14 protein-coding genes and 2 tRNA genes are annotated in these 14,679 nt (G+C 69.9%); 9 read left to right on the forward strand and 7 right to left on the reverse strand.

The window, feature by feature from the left end:
• Nucleotides 1-44: 44 nt before the first annotated feature.
• The 7 genes from CK206_RS15985 (at nt 45) to CK206_RS16015 (ending at nt 6,850) form a co-directional block, all read left to right on the forward strand.
• Entirely contained in the window at nt 45-677 is a 633-nt protein-coding gene (locus CK206_RS15985) for a Panacea domain-containing protein (protein WP_096907002.1), read from the forward strand.
• A 2-nt stretch (nt 678-679) separates the two neighbouring features.
• Nucleotides 680-1,045: a type II toxin-antitoxin system PemK/MazF family toxin gene (locus CK206_RS20815; protein WP_159981191.1), complete on the forward strand. Its 366-nt coding sequence runs from the start codon at nt 680-682 to the stop codon at nt 1,043-1,045.
• 463 nt (nt 1,046-1,508) lie between these two features.
• Nucleotides 1,509-2,543 (forward strand): polyprenyl synthetase family protein, encoded by a 1,035-nt coding sequence (locus tag CK206_RS15995; RefSeq protein WP_254050632.1) that lies wholly within the window; start codon nt 1,509-1,511, stop codon nt 2,541-2,543.
• Complete coding sequence (locus CK206_RS16000; protein ID WP_096907005.1) at nt 2,540-3,433, forward strand: squalene/phytoene synthase family protein; 894 nt, start codon at nt 2,540-2,542, stop codon at nt 3,431-3,433. The genes CK206_RS15995 and CK206_RS16000 overlap by 4 nt, the downstream gene beginning before the upstream one ends.
• Nucleotides 3,430-5,103 (forward strand): phytoene desaturase family protein, encoded by a 1,674-nt coding sequence (gene crtI / locus CK206_RS16005; protein WP_096907006.1) that lies wholly within the window; start codon nt 3,430-3,432, stop codon nt 5,101-5,103. Before CK206_RS16000 ends, crtI begins: the two co-directional genes overlap by 4 nt.
• Nucleotides 5,100-5,552 carry a lycopene cyclase domain-containing protein gene (locus tag CK206_RS16010; protein ID WP_227022217.1) on the forward strand — a complete coding sequence of 151 codons (453 nt, stop codon included), beginning with the start codon at nt 5,100-5,102 and terminating at the stop codon, nt 5,550-5,552. Before crtI ends, CK206_RS16010 begins: the two co-directional genes overlap by 4 nt.
• On the forward strand, nt 5,549-6,850 hold the full coding sequence (locus tag CK206_RS16015) for a prenyltransferase (RefSeq protein WP_371606990.1): 1,302 nt from the start codon (nt 5,549-5,551) through the stop codon (nt 6,848-6,850). The genes CK206_RS16010 and CK206_RS16015 overlap by 4 nt, the downstream gene beginning before the upstream one ends.
• Nucleotides 6,851-6,892: 42 nt before the next feature.
• Here CK206_RS16015 and CK206_RS16020 read toward each other — a convergent pair whose 3' ends face one another.
• Nucleotides 6,893-7,627 carry a glycosyltransferase family 2 protein gene (locus CK206_RS16020; RefSeq protein ID WP_096907007.1) on the reverse strand — a complete coding sequence of 245 codons (735 nt, stop codon included), beginning with the start codon at nt 7,625-7,627 and terminating at the stop codon, nt 6,893-6,895.
• 131 nt (nt 7,628-7,758) lie between these two features.
• Here CK206_RS16020 and CK206_RS16025 point away from each other — a divergent pair.
• A tRNA-Thr gene (locus CK206_RS16025) sits at nt 7,759-7,831 on the forward strand.
• A 42-nt stretch (nt 7,832-7,873) separates the two neighbouring features.
• Nucleotides 7,874-7,947, forward strand: a tRNA-Met gene (locus CK206_RS16030).
• A 76-nt stretch (nt 7,948-8,023) separates the two neighbouring features.
• Here CK206_RS16030 and CK206_RS16035 read toward each other — a convergent pair.
• From CK206_RS16035 to CK206_RS16060, 6 genes are all read right to left on the reverse strand, one after another.
• Nucleotides 8,024-9,949 carry a cation-translocating P-type ATPase gene (locus CK206_RS16035; RefSeq protein ID WP_254050708.1) on the reverse strand — a complete coding sequence of 642 codons (1,926 nt, stop codon included), beginning with the start codon at nt 9,947-9,949 and terminating at the stop codon, nt 8,024-8,026.
• Nucleotides 9,950-9,997: 48 nt separating this feature from the next.
• Entirely contained in the window at nt 9,998-10,234 is a 237-nt protein-coding gene (locus CK206_RS16040; protein ID WP_067716832.1) for a heavy-metal-associated domain-containing protein, read from the reverse strand.
• 136 nt (nt 10,235-10,370) lie between these two features.
• Nucleotides 10,371-11,111 (reverse strand): Crp/Fnr family transcriptional regulator, encoded by a 741-nt coding sequence (locus tag CK206_RS16045; RefSeq protein WP_096907009.1) that lies wholly within the window; start codon nt 11,109-11,111, stop codon nt 10,371-10,373.
• A gap of 12 nt (nt 11,112-11,123) precedes the next feature.
• Nucleotides 11,124-11,387 carry a hypothetical protein gene (locus tag CK206_RS16050; protein ID WP_067716829.1) on the reverse strand — a complete coding sequence of 88 codons (264 nt, stop codon included), beginning with the start codon at nt 11,385-11,387 and terminating at the stop codon, nt 11,124-11,126.
• A 1-nt stretch (nt 11,388) separates the two neighbouring features.
• Nucleotides 11,389-12,909, reverse strand: coding sequence for a molybdopterin-dependent oxidoreductase (locus tag CK206_RS16055; RefSeq protein ID WP_067716827.1), 1,521 nt, complete (start codon nt 12,907-12,909; stop codon nt 11,389-11,391).
• Nucleotides 12,910-12,915: 6 nt separating this feature from the next.
• Entirely contained in the window at nt 12,916-14,589 is a 1,674-nt protein-coding gene (locus CK206_RS16060; RefSeq protein ID WP_096907010.1) for an acetolactate synthase, read from the reverse strand.
• Nucleotides 14,590-14,679 lie beyond the last annotated feature (90 nt).

The raw sequence follows: 14,679 nt of genomic DNA on the forward strand, positions 1-14,679 counted from the left end.
ACCACGGTACGTTTGGGGTACACACGGAAAGGGAGGAAGAGTCGATGAATCTCCAGCAGTTCTTTCTTTCCTACCCGACCGACGCCCTGATCTCCCTCCTGAAGAGGGCCAGTGACCGTGGCGTAGAGATCACCACAACCAAGGTAGCGAAGTTCCTTTACCTAGCGGACTTGCGTTCTGTCGAACTGTATGGCGAGTCCTTCTCTGGTTTCACGTGGACATGGGACAACCACGGCCCCTGGGATTCGACAATCTACCGATCTGCCGAGACACTCGAAGCCCAAGGAATCGTCAAGACTACCGAGGCGAGTTACGGCCGTTTCAACGGCAAGCGGTTTGAGTTGGTTTCCATGACTCAAGAAACTGTCGATCACCGATTCGCGTCCATCATTGACGTCTTGCTTGACGACTACGGCAACTGCACTGCCTCCGCACTCCGTGACCTGACTTACAACACTCCGCCGATGCTCGAAGCCCAGCGCTGCGGTGCGCGCGGCGTGAAGCTCGACCTACATGGAGGAGGGCCCGTTCCGCAGGCCTCCAGCGTTAAGGCTCGACTCCGAGCGTTGCGCGACAGACTTCCCGCCCAACGGGACGAGGGCGATCTTTCGGCGATGCTCGATGAGCACGACGAATGGTCCGACACTCGACGACGAGCAAATGGGGAAATCCTCTAAAAATGTCCCGGCCGACCAAGGGCGGGATCTACTGGGTTCCCGACAGCAGCCTGTCTCTGCCCCCACAGAATGAACGGTTCGAACACCCGCAACGGGTCTTCCTGGTCCTAAGCTGTAACGAAGTCCTCATAGACCCCGCCTGGTCGGTCGTGTCGGGTGTCCCGCTGTCCAGCTCCACCCAGTACAGGACTCGCTTCGACGTGAAGTTCGGGGCGGGCGAAGCGGGGCTTCCTAAGAAATGCTGGGCTCGGATCCACGCCATACAGCCTGTGTCTATCGCAGACCTTGGCGACCACGTCGGGACAGTGGGTGCTGACCGTCTAGAAGAGATTCACGTGCGAGCTATGGAACTGTGGGGCGGAATCTAGCTCGAACGTCAGCTGGGACGGTCACACTGCGGCTGGCTAGGAATGCGAGCCAACTTGACTGCCTGTAGTGGTGCCGGGCGGCACTCCTCTAACGCCCCTCGCTCAGTCGTTCGAGCGGGGACGCACGGAGGACGCAGACGGTAGACACCGGGGGAGCTTCGGAGTTACTAGCGGAGACGGAACACTGCCGGTCGTTGGTCGTCCCAGGTTCCTGACCGGGATAGCCTCGACCGGCCTACGTTGGTTCGAATCCATCATCTGGCACTCGGAGACCCCCGCCACAAGCGGGGGTCTTCGTGCATTTCGGGACTCGTCGCCCGAGGATCCGTGAAAGTATGACCACGCGCGGTCCCCAGAGTCACGGCCTCACGACCTGTCACGCCGCATCTCGTCGAGAAGAATCGAGGTGAGACGTATCCACGACGGCCCCGGCTCCGAACCACCGGACATGACACTCCTTTCGATGATCGCCGCACATCGGATGACGGCCGGCGACCTGCCGGCCGGCCTGGGTTCCGCAGTGGAAGAATGGGCCGATGACCTGGGGCGGACCACCCGCTCCGGCAAGGGGATGCGCTCCGCGCTCTTCGACGCGGTGTACACCACCTCCGGGGGCGCCGACGAGGCCGTGCGGGCCGCCGCGGGCCGGGCTCTGGAACTGCTGCACGAGGCGTTCCTCGTCCATGACGACCTGGCGGACGGGGACGACCAGCGCCGCGGCCAGCCCAACCTGCAGGGCCGCACCACCGCGCGGGCCACCGCCGGGGGGATCGGGACCGAGGCCGCCGGGCACCTCGGACAGGTCGGCGGGCTGCTCGGCGGCGACCTGCTGCTCGTGGCCGCGATGGCCGACTTCGCCCGCCTGCCCGTGCCGGCGCCGCTGCTGCACCGTGTACTCGACGAGGTGCAGGGCGCGGTCGTCGCGTCGATCGCCGGGGAGTACGCGGACGTCCACGGCTGTGTCGAGCGCGAGCCCGCCGACCGCGAGCGGGCGCTGGCGATCGGCGCGGCCAAGACCGCCGCCTACTCCGTGTGCCTGCCCCTGGTACTGGGCGCGATGCTCGGCGGCGCGCCCGACGAGGTCATCCCCCCGCTGCGTGAGGCCGGCCGCCACCTGGGGACCGCCTACCAGGTGATCGACGACGTGCTGGGCGTGTTCGGGGATCCGGCCGTGACCGGCAAGTCCAACGAGGGCGACCTGCTCCGGCGCGCACCGACCGTCCTGCTGGCCCACGCCGCCACCACCGAGGCCTGGCCGCGGATCGACGCCGCCCTCGGTCGTCCGGCCGCCGACCCCGCGACGAGGAACGGCCACACGCCCGACCCCGACACCGCGCGCGAGCTGCTGCGCGAGTGCGGCGCCCGCGAGCACGCGGTGGGCATCGCCGAGGACCTCATCACCGCCGCCCGCGCCGCGCTGGACTCCCCGGCCGTGCCGCACGACGTCCGGGCCGCGCTCGGCCCCCACCTGGCCACCGCCCTGGAGAGGACCCGATGACCCAGCAGAGCCCCCACGCGGAGTTCACCGACGCCGCCCGCCGGTGCAGCGAGGTGATCCTGCGCCGGTACTCCACGTCGTTCGCACTGGCCTGCCGACTGCTCGCACCCGCCACCCGCCCGCACGTCGCCGCGATCTACGCGTGGGCGCGGGTCGGGGACGAGGTCGTCGACGGGGCGATGGACGACCCGGTCGCCGCGCGCGAGCTCATCGCCGAGGCGCGCCGCCGGACGCACCGCGCCATCGAGCGCGGGTTGGACCCCGATCCGGTGACGCACGCCTTCGCCGACACCGCGCGTCGGTTCGGGATCGACGCGCGCCTGGTGGATCCGTTCTACGACTCGATGGAGGCCGACATCGACGTCACCGAACACACCGAGGAGTCGCTGCGTCGGTACATCCACGGGTCGGCGGAGGTCATCGGGGAGATGTGCCTGCGGACGTTCGCCGGTGGGGGACTGGGTGACGACGACGAGATGGCCGCCGGAGCGCGCGCACTCGGAGCGGCGTTCCAGAAGGTGAACTTCCTCCGGGACATCCGGGAAGACTTCACGGAACTCGGTCGCAACTACCTGCCGGGCCGTGACCCGCGGGCACTGACGGAGAAGGACGTACGCGAGTTGGCCGACGACGTGGACGCGGACCTGCGCATCGCGCGGGCGGCGATCAACCGGATCCCGGGCCGCGACCGCCTGGCGGTGGCCGCAGCCCACGACCTGTTCGCCGAGCTCAACGATCGCCTACGGGCGGCCGGGGCATCCGGGGTGAGCGCGGGCCGGGTGCGGGTGCCCGATCCGGTGAAGCTCGCGGTGATCGGCCGCGCTGCAGCCGGGCGCGGCCGGTCCGGCGCCCGCCCCGGTGCCGCGCGCGGTGGGGCGGTGGCCCGATGAGCCGCCGGCACGCCCCGGAGGGGCCCGTCGTCGTGGTGGGCGGCGGCATCGCCGGCCTGGCGACCGCTGCGCTATTGGCCCACGAGGGGCGCGACGTCACGCTCGTCGAGGCCACCGACTCCGTCGGCGGGCGCGCGGGCAGCTGGTCGGCGGGCGGGTTCCGCTTCGACACCGGCCCCTCCTGGTACCTCATGCCGGAAGTGTTCGACCACTTCTTCCGCCTCTGCGGTACCTCCGCCGACGAGCAGCTGGACCTGGTGCGCCTGGACCCCGGGTACCGCGTGTACTTCGAGAACCGCCCCGAGTCGGTCGACATCCGCTCGGATCGCGCGGCCTCGACCGCCTTGTTCGAGTCGCTCGAACCCGGCGCCGGCCGCGTGCTGGGCAGGTACCTCGACTCGGCGCGGACGACCTACGACCTCGCGCTCAAGCGGTTCCTCTACACCAACTTCACCTCGTACCCGGCCCTGGTGCGCCCCGACGTGGTGGCCCGGGCCGGTTCGCTGGTGGCCCGCCTCGTCCAGCCGCTGCACTCGTTCGTGGCCCGCCGGTTCAGCGACCGCCGCATCCAGCAGATCCTCGGCTACCCCGCGGTGTTCCTCGGGTCCTCGCCGTACCTGGCGCCGTCGATCTACCACCTCATGAGCCACCTCGACCTCACCGACGGTGTCCTCTACCCGCGCGGAGGGTTCACCGAGGTGATCGCCGCGGTCCGCAGGGTCGCCGAGCAGCAGGGTGTGGTCATCCACACGGGCACCGAGGCGATCGAACTGGTCACCACATCCGAGGGCGCCCGCGCGCGCGGCTCCCGCCGGTCGAAGGCGCAGATCAGGGGCGTCCGGGTGCGCGACCGGGCCGGGGCGGAGCGGACGCTGCCGGCCGGCCTCGTCGTCGGGGCCGCGGACCTCCACCACCTCGAGACCCGGTGGCTCCCCGAGCACCTCCGCACCTACCCACAGTCCTACTGGGACTCGCGTACCCCCGGGCCCGGAGCACTGCTCATGCTGCTCGGTGTGCGCGGTGAGCTTCCGCAACTGGCCCATCACACGCTGCTGTTCACCGACCGGTGGGAGGAGGGGTTCGACGCCATCTTCGGCGAGCAGCCGCACATCCCCGACCCGGCGTCGCTGTACGTCTGTCGCCCCAGTGCCACCGATACCGACCCGGACGCGGGCATCGCGCCGGAGGGGCACGAGAACCTCTTCGTCCTGGTGCCCATCCCCGCCGACCCCTCGCTGGGCCACGGTGGCGTCGACGGTGCGGGGGACGCCACGATCGAGGCGGCCGCCGACCGGGCCATCGCCCAGATCGCCGACTGGACCGGGATCGACGACCTGGCCGAGCGGATCGTCGTGCGGCGCACCATCGCCCCCGCCGATCTCGAGGACGACCTCGGCGCGTGGCGCGGCACGGCCCTCGGGCCCGCGCACACGCTGGCGCAGAGCGCGTTCTTCCGCACCCGCAACGTCAGCACGCACGTCGACGGGTTGTACTACGCCGGCGCCTCGACCATCCCCGGGATCGGGCTGCCGATGTGTCTCATCAGCGCCGAGCTGATCCTCAAGCACGTGCGCGGCGACACGGGCACCGCGCCCGTGGCGGAGCCCGGCGGGGGCACGGTGTTCGATCGGGGCACGGTGTTCGATCGGGGCACGGTGTTCGACCGGTGATCGGGCTGGCCTACCTGGCGGTCCAGGTCATCTCGTTCGCCGGCATCCTCGTCATCGACCACCGCTGGAAGCTCGCGGCGTTCCGCGCCCCGGCCGCGACTGCACTCTCCGTGACCGCGGCGGTGGCGCTGCTGCTCACGTGGGACGTCCTCGGGGTGCGCAGCGGGGTGTTCTTCCGCGGCCAGACCGACTTCATGACCGGCCTGCTGGTCGCGCCGGAGATCCCGCTCGAGGAGGTCGTGTTCCTCGCGTTCCTGTCGCACCTCGCACTGGTGTGCGCGACGGGCGTGGTCACGGCCGTCGAGCATGTCTCGCGGCGGCGGGGCGCGCGGTCCGGCGGCGCACAGAACGGGGGCGCACAGAACGGCGGCGCCCAGAACGACGGCGCGCAGAACGGCGGGGCCCAGAACGGCGGCGCCCAGAACGACGGGGCGGGGGCGCGCCCGTGAGCATCTACTCGACCATCAACGCCACCATGGCCATCCCGGTGGTCGCAGCCGCCCTCATCGCGCTGTGGCGCCTGCGGGGGGCCGACCGCCGACGCTGGCTGATCGGGGTCGGCGGCTCGCTCGTGGTGCTGCTCGTCCTCACGGCGATCTTCGACAACATCATGATCTCCGCCGGACTCGTGGCCTACGACGACGCGCTGACCAGCGGCATCCGCCTGGGCGTGGCGCCCATCGAGGACTTCGCCTATGCCGTCGCCGTGGCCGTGTTCATGCCCTCGGTGTGGTGCGTGCTCACCGCCCGGCCGCGGGCCGGTGCCGTAGCGGGCAATCCGACGGTGTCGGGCCGGGGGGACGTGGCGCTGGCGGGCACCCCGGAACGGGGAGAGGACGACGACGACAAGGTCCGCACCCCCGAGCGGCCGGCGACACTTGGTCTGATCACCACCCTGTTCTGGTCGTCCCGCCCGGTCTCGTGGGTGAACACCGCCGCCCCGTTCGCGCTGGCGTACTTCCTGGCCACGGGCGGGTTCGACCTGTTGGGCGTGATCGGCACGCTCTTCTTCCTGGTGCCGTACAACCTCGCGATGTACGGGATCAACGACGTCTTCGACTACGAGTCGGACCTGCGCAACCCCCGCAAGGGCGGCGTGGAGGGGTCGGTCCTCGAGCGGTCGCGCCACACGGCGACGCTCGTGGCCTCGGCCGTGACGACCGTGCCGTTCCTGGTCTACCTCGTGGTGGTCGGGACGCTCGAGTCGTCGCTGTGGCTGGCGGCCAGTGCGTTCGCGGTGATCGCCTACAGCGCCAAGGGGCTGCGGTTCAAGGAGACCCCGTTCCTGGACTCCGTCACCTCGGCGTTCCACTTCGTCTCACCGGCGATCGTCGGGTGGACCATCGCCGGCGCGGACCTCGGCGGCGGGGTGTGGGCGTGTCTCATCGCGTTCATGCTGTGGGGCGCGGCGTCCCAGGCGTTCGGCGCCGTGCAGGACGTGCGCTTCGACCGCGAGGCCGGCCTGAAATCGGTCGCCACCGTGCTCGGAGCCCGGGCAGCCGTGTGGTTCGCGCTGGCCTGCTACGCCGCGGCGGTCCTGGTACTGCTGATCGCCGCGCCGTGGCCGGCGTCGGGGGCGGCGTTCGCGATCCTGCCGTACCTCGCCACGGTGGCCGCCTACACGCGGGTCACCGACGCCACTGCCGAGGCGACCAACGAGGGCTGGAAGCGCTTCCTGGTGCTCAATATGCTGGCCGGGTTCTGCGTCACCCAGCTCATCCTCTGGTCGGTGCTCGTCTGGGCGTGAGCCCGCGTCGCCTCACCGGCTGATTCGGCCGACCGGGCCGGGTCAGCGCTGGACGCGCTCCAGCCACCGCCGCGACGGCGGGCTCGACCGCCAGTTGAGGAAGATCGTCCGGAATGCCCGCGAGAAGCGTCGCCGCATGGCCGCGGGGTCGTCGAAGGGTCGGGCCGAGATCCCCACGGTCAGGGAACGGTCGACCAGCAGGCGGTCGTCGGCGCCGAACTGGAACGACAGGTCGATGTCGTCGTGCAGCTCCGGGTCGGTCCGGTTGACCCCGTCGCGCACCCGCTCCCAGGCGCTGCGGCGCATCGCCAGGTTCGAGCCGAACAGGACGGGGTGGGCCATGGCGGCGCCGACGGAGACGAAGAACGCGTCCATGTAGAGCAGCTTCGCGGCGCGGGCCCGCCACCCCTCCAGTCCGATGAACTCGCCCGGGCCGGAGATGGCCGCGAGTTCGGGATCGGCGGTGAACGCGGCCTCTATCCGGGCGAGCCACCCGGGTCCGGGCCGGGAGTCGGCGTCGAGTCGGGCGATGATGTCGCCCGTCGCGGAGTCGTAGCCGGCCGCGGCCGCTGCGGGGATGCCGCGGACGGGCTCGACGGCCACCCGGACCCCGATCCGCGCATCCGCGGCCAACGCCACCGCGACGCTGTCGTCCGAGCACCCGTTGTCGACCACCACGACCTCGTCGGGCAGCCGCGTCTGCGTGGCGAGGGAGGCCAGGCATCCCTCGAGTTCGCGGGCGTCGTCGAGGACGGGGATCACCACGGAGATGTGCACCGGACCATCCTGCCAGCGGGCCCGGCGGGACAGCGCCCCACCGGGCGATTTGTGCCGCGTTCGGCCGTGTGTGTAATCTGCTAAAGGCTTACGCGCCAAGCGGTTGGGTGACCAACAGCGAAGCGCGGCCCGCCCCCTTAGCTCAGTCGGCAGAGCGTTTCCATGGTAAGGAAAAGGTCGTCGGTTCGATTCCGACAGGGGGCTCGCACTGTGCGGGGCGGCTCGATCGTCCGACTGGCAGGGCATGCCGGTGTAGCTCAGCTGGTTAGAGCGCACGACTCATAATCGTGAGGTCGGGGGATCGAGTCCCCCCACCGGTACTCTCAACACGAAGGCCGCCCGCTCGCCGCGGGCGGCCTTCGTCGTCTTCTCGACTCCTACGGCATCAGGGTCTGATCACACCCGGCTCACGTCCCGTGCTCCGGTCCCGAGGACGAGGTCCCCCGCGTGTCCCGGGATCCCGGTTCCGTCCTTCTCGAGGGTCGGCCGCAGGAGGAGCATCGCGATCGCGATCACCGCGAGAACGGACACCTCGTGGACCAGCATCCCGATCGACATGGTCACGCCCCCGAGGAACAGCCCGGCAAGAAGCGCGGCTACGGTCACCAGGGCGATGGCGATGTTGAGTCGCATGGTGCGGACGGTCCGCTTGGCCAGGGAGAGCGCGTACGGGAGCCGCGGGAGCCTGTCCGCCATCAACGCGATGTCGGCGGTTTCGATCGCGGCCGGCGAGCCGGCGGCTCCCATCGCCACCCCGATGTCGGCCAGTGCCAATGCAGGGGTGTCGTTGACCCCGTCACCGACCATGGCCACGGTGTGGCCGCGGGACTGCAGCTCGCGCACGATCTCGACCTTGTCCTCCGGCATGAGCTCGGCACGGATCTCGTCGACCCCGAGTTCGGCGCCGACATTACGGGCCACCCGCTGGGCATCGCCGGTCGCCATGACGACCCTGATCCCTGCGTCGTGCAGTGCCCTGACCGCTGCCGGGGCGTCGTCACGGATGGTGTCGGCGACGGTGACGATCCCGACCACCCGTCCGTCGACCCCGACAAACATCGCGGTCCTGCCCTGGTCGTTGAGTTCGAGGATCCGTGCGTTGTCAGGCCGGTGGTCGAGTAGATCCGCGGAGCCCACCGCGACCACTCGGCCATCCACCTCGGCGCGGATGCCCTTGCCGGCGACGGGCTCGGCCGCTTCGACCAGGTCGATCTCCAGTCCCGCCTCCCGGGCACCCGAGATGATCGCCTCGGCGAGCGGATGCTCGGACGCGGTCTCGGCTCGGGCGGCCAGCCTCAGGACGTCCTCACGCGAATAGTCGTCGTCGAGCACGTCCACGTCGGTCAGGACCGGCCGACCGTTGGTGAGGGTGCCGGTCTTGTCGACGACGACCGCGTCGACCCGGGCCGCACTCTCGAGGTACTCGCCGCCCTTGATGAGAACACCGTCCTTGGCGGAGCGGCCGATCCCGGCGACGATCGACACGGGGATCGAGATCACCAGGGCGCCGGGGCAGCCGATCACCAGGAGGGTGAGCGCGAGCTCGATGTTGCCCATGGTGGCGACCAACGACCAGGGGATCAGGGCCACCACCAGCGCCGAGATCATCACGGCGGGGGTGTACCAGGTCGAGAACCGTTCCATGAAGGTCTGGGTGCGGGCCTTGTCGTCCTGGGCGTCCTCCACCCGGTGGACGATCCGGGCGAGGGTGGTGTCGGCACCGATGCCGACGGCCTCGATACGCAGGACTCCCGACCGTAGCCAGGTGCCGGCGAACACCTCGGAGCCCTCGGACTTCTCGGCCGGGACGGACTCGCCGGTGATGGTGGCCTCGTCCACGCCGCCGTTGCCGGAGAGCACCCGGCCGTCGACGGGGACCTGCTCCCCGTTGCGCACCAGCACGAGGTCGCCGGGTTCGAGTTCCCAAACCTCGACGGTCTCCGGCTCGCCGTCACGAAGGATGGTGGCGGTCTCGGGCGCCGAGTCGACGAGGTCGGACAGGGCCCGGCGAGTGCGGTTGAGAGTCGCCTTCTCCAGGGCCTTGCCGAGGGCGAAGAGGAAAGTGACCGCCGCAGACTCCCAGTAGTTGTCGATGAACATGGCCCCGACGGCGGCGACCACGACCAGCAGATCGATCGAGATCATCCGGATCCGAAGCGCCTGAACCGCCGAGACGGCGATCCGGTAGCCGGCCACGAGAGCGGCGATGATCATCAATCCGTCCGCCACCGCGTCGGCCGAGGTGAGTCGGCCGACGAGCCACGAGGCGATGATGAGCAGGCCGGAGGCCGCCACCACGCCCCAGGTCTTCCATGATTTCAGCATTGTCCTGTCTCCTTCGGTCGCCGTCGTGCGGTCGGTGTCGTCGCGTCAGAACGCCGACGGCTTGACCGCGTAGCCGACCTCGGCGACCGCTGCGACGAGATCACGTACCGAGACCTTCGCGGGGTCGTAGTCGACCAGTACTCGTCCGGAGGCGAACTTGACCTCCGCGGACTCGACACCGTCCAGACCGTTCAACTTGTTCTCGATCTTCGCGATGCACGACGGGCACGAGAATTCATCCGAACGCAGAACGATGCTCTTGACCTGTTCGCGGACACTCATGGTGATCCCAGCTCCTCTACGGTTGCTGTTCCTCGGGGGAACGGTGCACGTTCCTTACGTGCATCTCCGAACCTAGGAGCAACCGGAGAAGACTTCCTTGACGCCAATCAATCAACGGGAAAGCGGCGCCGACCAGTTAATCGCCCGCGATCAGCTTCTCGAGTGCGGCGCGGTCGAGGACCGAGACCCATTCGCGGCCGGAGTCGATGACGCCCGCCTTCTTCATCCGCGCCATCGCGCGCGAGGCGGATTCCACTGTGGTGCCGGCCATCCCCGCAATGTCGTCGCGGCGCAGTCGGACCTGGAGGAGACTCGAGCCGTCCCGCTGGAGGCTTCCGAGCTTGCGGTCGAGGTGCCGCAGCGTCGAGCCGACCCGCTGCTCCACCGACTGCGTGGTGTGCCCGATCTCCTGATCCCGGGCCTGCGCGAGCCGATCCTGTTGCATTCGGATCAGGCCCAGGGCGAGGCTCGGGTGGTCGCCGACCACCTCCGCCAGCGCGTGAGCGGGCAGGAAGAGCGCACAGGTCGTCTCCATCGCCCAGGCGGACTCGGTCGCGACGGCAGCCTCCGTGTGCAACGGCCCCACGGTGTCTCCGGGGGCGGCGATGTCCACGGTGAGCTCCCGGCCATCGGCGGTGTCCCGGGTAACCCGCGCGCGGCCGGAGACGACGAGATACGAACCGGGGATTTCATCCCCGGCGAGCACCATCGGATCGCCCTCGGCCCAGGACCAGGCGGTCAGGTGCCCGTTGAGGTCGCGCCGGTCATCAGGTGAGAGCTCCCGGGTCAGTGGGGCATCGGCTAGTACCCGCAGCCGGGTCTCGTCCGAGCAGGAGTGCGGGTGTGCGCAGTTGCGCCGAACCGGGTTTCGGGACATCGGTGCAGCGATTCAGTTCGAGGAGTGCAGATGGGTAGAGACCACCCGGAAGTCTCCCGCGCGGGCGAGGGCCTTCTCGATGATCGCCGGGTCCGGGCGGACCGTGTCCGGGTGTTTGACGTACAGCTGCGCGTGTTCGGCCCCGGTGAGTTCGAAGGTCGCCTGGCCCAGTCCGTGCTCGGCGAAGATGTCGTAGAGCGCCTGGAGGGCCTTCTTGACGTCCCTGTCGTTCCGGACGCCGCTGACCTCGAAGCGGCACGAGACGATGTGGGACACGTCAGATCCTTCCGTTGAACGCCTGCAGCGCGGAATCCTCGCGGGTCCCGCCTCGGCCGTCACCGTACTCCGCGTAGTCGGCTATCCACCGGATCGAGCGCACCCACTTGACGTGCTTGTAGCCGTGGTTTGACTCCACCCGCAGGCGGGCGGGGGCGCCGAGGTGCGTCTCGAGAGGGGTTCCGTTGCGCTCGTACGCCAGAATCGTGTCGTCCTCGTAGACCGTGTCGAGGTCGAGTACCGCGTAGAACGGCTCCCGCGGCCGGTTGTCATACATCTTCTGGGCCAGACCGTAGGAGTCGATCAGCACGTAGTGGGCTCCCTCCGGCTGGGGGCCGAGGACCTCCAGCAGATCCCGCAGTCGTACGCCGGTCCACCGGGACGTGGCGGACCAGCCCTGCATGCAGGTGTGCACCGCTACATAAGAGGTGCGCGGCAGCTCCGTGAGCTCGTCCAGGGCCAGGGTCTTCTCGGCGCCCGAGAGGTCGTCGCCGATGGTCAAGGAATAGCCGCGCCAGGCATCGTCGCGAGCCTCGACCCACTCCGGCGACTCGTCCTCGGTGGGCGGCAGGCCGTTGGTCCAGTGGAACTCGGAGATGTCGTCGTCGGTGTAGGTGTTCTGCCGCCCCATCCGCGGTCGCATCCGGTTGAGGAAGAGGCGGCGGCCGATCTCGGACACCCCGGCGGTGAACCGCTGCGCCCGGGCGCGGTCGGCCAGCGACCAGTAACTCAGGGCGATCCAGAACAGGACCACGGCCACGACGGTGGCGATCGTGATGGTGAAGGCCTGGGCGGATCGTGCCGTGTCGGTGGTGCCGAACACCATGTGCACGACGTTGTGCTCGGCGTGCACCAGGAACACCAGCCCGACATGCATGACGATGAACGCGGAGATGAGCACCATGAGGATGAAGTGCAGCGACCGGGCGCCCTGGTGGCCGCCCCAGAGCTTGACGTACCAGGGGAACCGCGAGCGCACCGCCGGCGCCATGGCCACGCCGGTGAGGATGAGCAGCGGAGCGAGCACGAAGATGACGGCGGTGTAGGCCAGCATCTGTGCGGCGTCATACGGGTCGAAGTGTTCGATCGCCGGAGCCCGGAACCCGAGGTACATCCGGATCGACTCCCACGCCTCGCCGAACACGCTCCACGAGGTGGGGATGATGCGGCGCCACAGTCCGGTCGCGAACAGCAGCACCACGTACACCAGGCCGTTGAGCACCCACAGCATCACCGAGATCCCGTGCCAGTGCCGGCCCAGCCCGATGTTCTCCCGACCCGGTAGGCCGATCAACGGTGACAGGGATTTCTCGTCCATCAGGGAGGTGTACACGCCCTCCTCCCGTGGCAGTTTCCGGCGGGTGAAGCGCAACCACTCGGTCCCGGGCTTGCAGTCGTTGCGCCACCACAGTCGCGGCATCGAGGACAGGATCTCCCAGCCCGAGCGGAGCAACATGCCGATCAGGATGAAGTTGATCAGGTGGGAGGCCCGTAGCCACAGCGGGAAATCAGGGTTGATCACGTCAGTTCAGACTCCAAATGTCGAGCGGGGATACATGGCCTCTACATCGGTTATCACGTTCACCAGGTACGGCACGCCGCTGGCGAACGCCCGGTCCAGCGCCGGGCCGATCTGCGCGGGATCGGTGACCATCTCGCCGGCCCCGCCGAGGGCCTTCACCACCTCGTCGTAGCGGGTCCGCGGCGCGAGGTCGGCGATCACGTCGTAGCCGTAGAGCATCTGCATGGGGCCCTTCTCCAGGCCCCACGCCCCGTTGTTGCCCATCACCATCACCACGGGCAGTCGGTGCCGGACGAGGGTGTCCACGTCGATGAGGGAGAACCCCGCAGCACCGTCGCCCAGCAGCAGGACCACCTGACTGGACGGTCGGGCGATGCGGGCCGCGATGGCCGCGCCCAGTCCCGCGCCGAGGCACCCGAACGGGCCGGGGTCCAGCCAGTTGCCCGGCCGGGCGGGTTCGATGAACTTGCCGGCATAGGAGACGAAGTCGCCGCCGTCGCCGATCACCACGGCGTCCTCGGCCAGGCGCGGCAGCAGCTCGCCGTAGATCCGCGCGGGATGGACGGGGTCGGCCGAGGCGCCCAGGAGCTGCAGGTCGGCGGCATGGGTGGCATCGGCCGTCTCTCGCAGCGTGGTCGCCCAGGTCGACCAGTCCGGGCGCGCCGCCCCCGAACGGCGCTGTACGGCCTCGACGACCGCGTCCAGCACGAGCCCCAGGTCGCCCGCGGTGGCCACGGCCGGTGACGCGTGGTGGCCGAGTTGCCCGGAGGAGTCCGCGATGTGCACCACTTTCGCCGGCGTCGCGCCCTCCTTGCCGCCGAACACCCCGTAGCCGAGCCGGAAGTCCAGGGGCGTGCCCACGACGAGCACCACGTCGGCCGCGCCGAACGCCGTCCCGCGCGCCTTGGTCACCAGTAGCCGGTGCCCGGCCGGGACGATCCCGCGGCCCATGCCGTTGGGGATGACGGGCAGGCCCAGCGACTCGACGCACCGCAGCGCTGCGTCTTCGCCGCGATCTGCCCACACGTCGGAGCCCAGCACCAGCACGGGACGCTCGGCGCCGACGAGCAGGTCGGCGATCCGGTCGACGGCGTCGGTGTCGGGGGAGCGGTCCGGCGCGGCGGCGGGGGAGCCGTCGCCGGCCCGCCCCGGTCCGGGCCGGACGGAGTCGCACCGGTCGAAGAAGTGGTCCATGTGCACGTCGAGGAACGCCGGCCCGCGGTGCGCGGTGCGGGCGGCGGTGAACGCGCGGTGGGTGGCGGCGGCGATATCGGCCGTGTCGCGGGCGGTCTCGGCGGACACGGTCACCGACCGCACCACCGGGACGTGGTCGAACTCCTGCAGGCTGCCGGTGCCCCAGCGGCCGGCCGGCGCGCGCCCGCCGAGGACCACCATCGGGGCGCCGGAGAACGAGGCCTGCGCCAGCGCGGACACGCCGTTGGTCACCCCCGGACCGGCGGTGAGGACGGCCAGGCCGGGCGAGCGGGTGAGCTTGCCGGTGGCCTCGGCGGCGAATGCGGCCGTCTGCTCGTGCCGCACGTCGAGCAGTGCCACGCCGTGGTCCTCCTTCTCCGCGGCGTCGTACATGGGGAACACGTGCGCCCCGGAGAGGGTGAACATCGTCCGCACGCCGTGCGCGGCGGCGACGGCCGTGGCGTGGGATCCGCCGTGCCCCTCCACCGGTGTGGGGGCGTCTCCGCCGGGCCCGCCCGGCGATCGCCCAGCTTTCTCGTGCCCGGCCCGCGGGGCCGGCTCGTCGTGGCTCACATC

Source organism: Dietzia sp. WMMA184 (assembly GCF_002441635.1).
In the GTDB taxonomy this organism is placed as follows: Bacteria; Actinomycetota; Actinomycetes; order Mycobacteriales; family Mycobacteriaceae; genus Dietzia; species Dietzia kunjamensis.

What these genes read in the sequence shown, in the direction of transcription:
- CK206_RS16000 (WP_096907005.1), top strand. Translation starts at nt 2,540, where the DNA reads ATGACCCAGCAGAGCCCCCACGCGGAGTTCACCGACGCCGCCCGCCGG.
- CK206_RS16040 (WP_067716832.1), bottom strand. Translation starts at nt 10,234, where the DNA reads ATGAGTGTCCGCGAACAGGTCAAGAGCATCGTTCTGCGTTCGGATGAA.
- CK206_RS16045 (WP_096907009.1), bottom strand. Translation starts at nt 11,111, where the DNA reads ATGTCCCGAAACCCGGTTCGGCGCAACTGCGCACACCCGCACTCCTGC.
- CK206_RS20815 (WP_159981191.1), top strand. Translation starts at nt 680, where the DNA reads ATGTCCCGGCCGACCAAGGGCGGGATCTACTGGGTTCCCGACAGCAGC.
- CK206_RS15985 (WP_096907002.1), top strand. Translation starts at nt 45, where the DNA reads ATGAATCTCCAGCAGTTCTTTCTTTCCTACCCGACCGACGCCCTGATC.
- crtI (WP_096907006.1), top strand. Translation starts at nt 3,430, where the DNA reads ATGAGCCGCCGGCACGCCCCGGAGGGGCCCGTCGTCGTGGTGGGCGGC.
- CK206_RS15995 (WP_254050632.1), top strand. Translation starts at nt 1,509, where the DNA reads ATGATCGCCGCACATCGGATGACGGCCGGCGACCTGCCGGCCGGCCTG.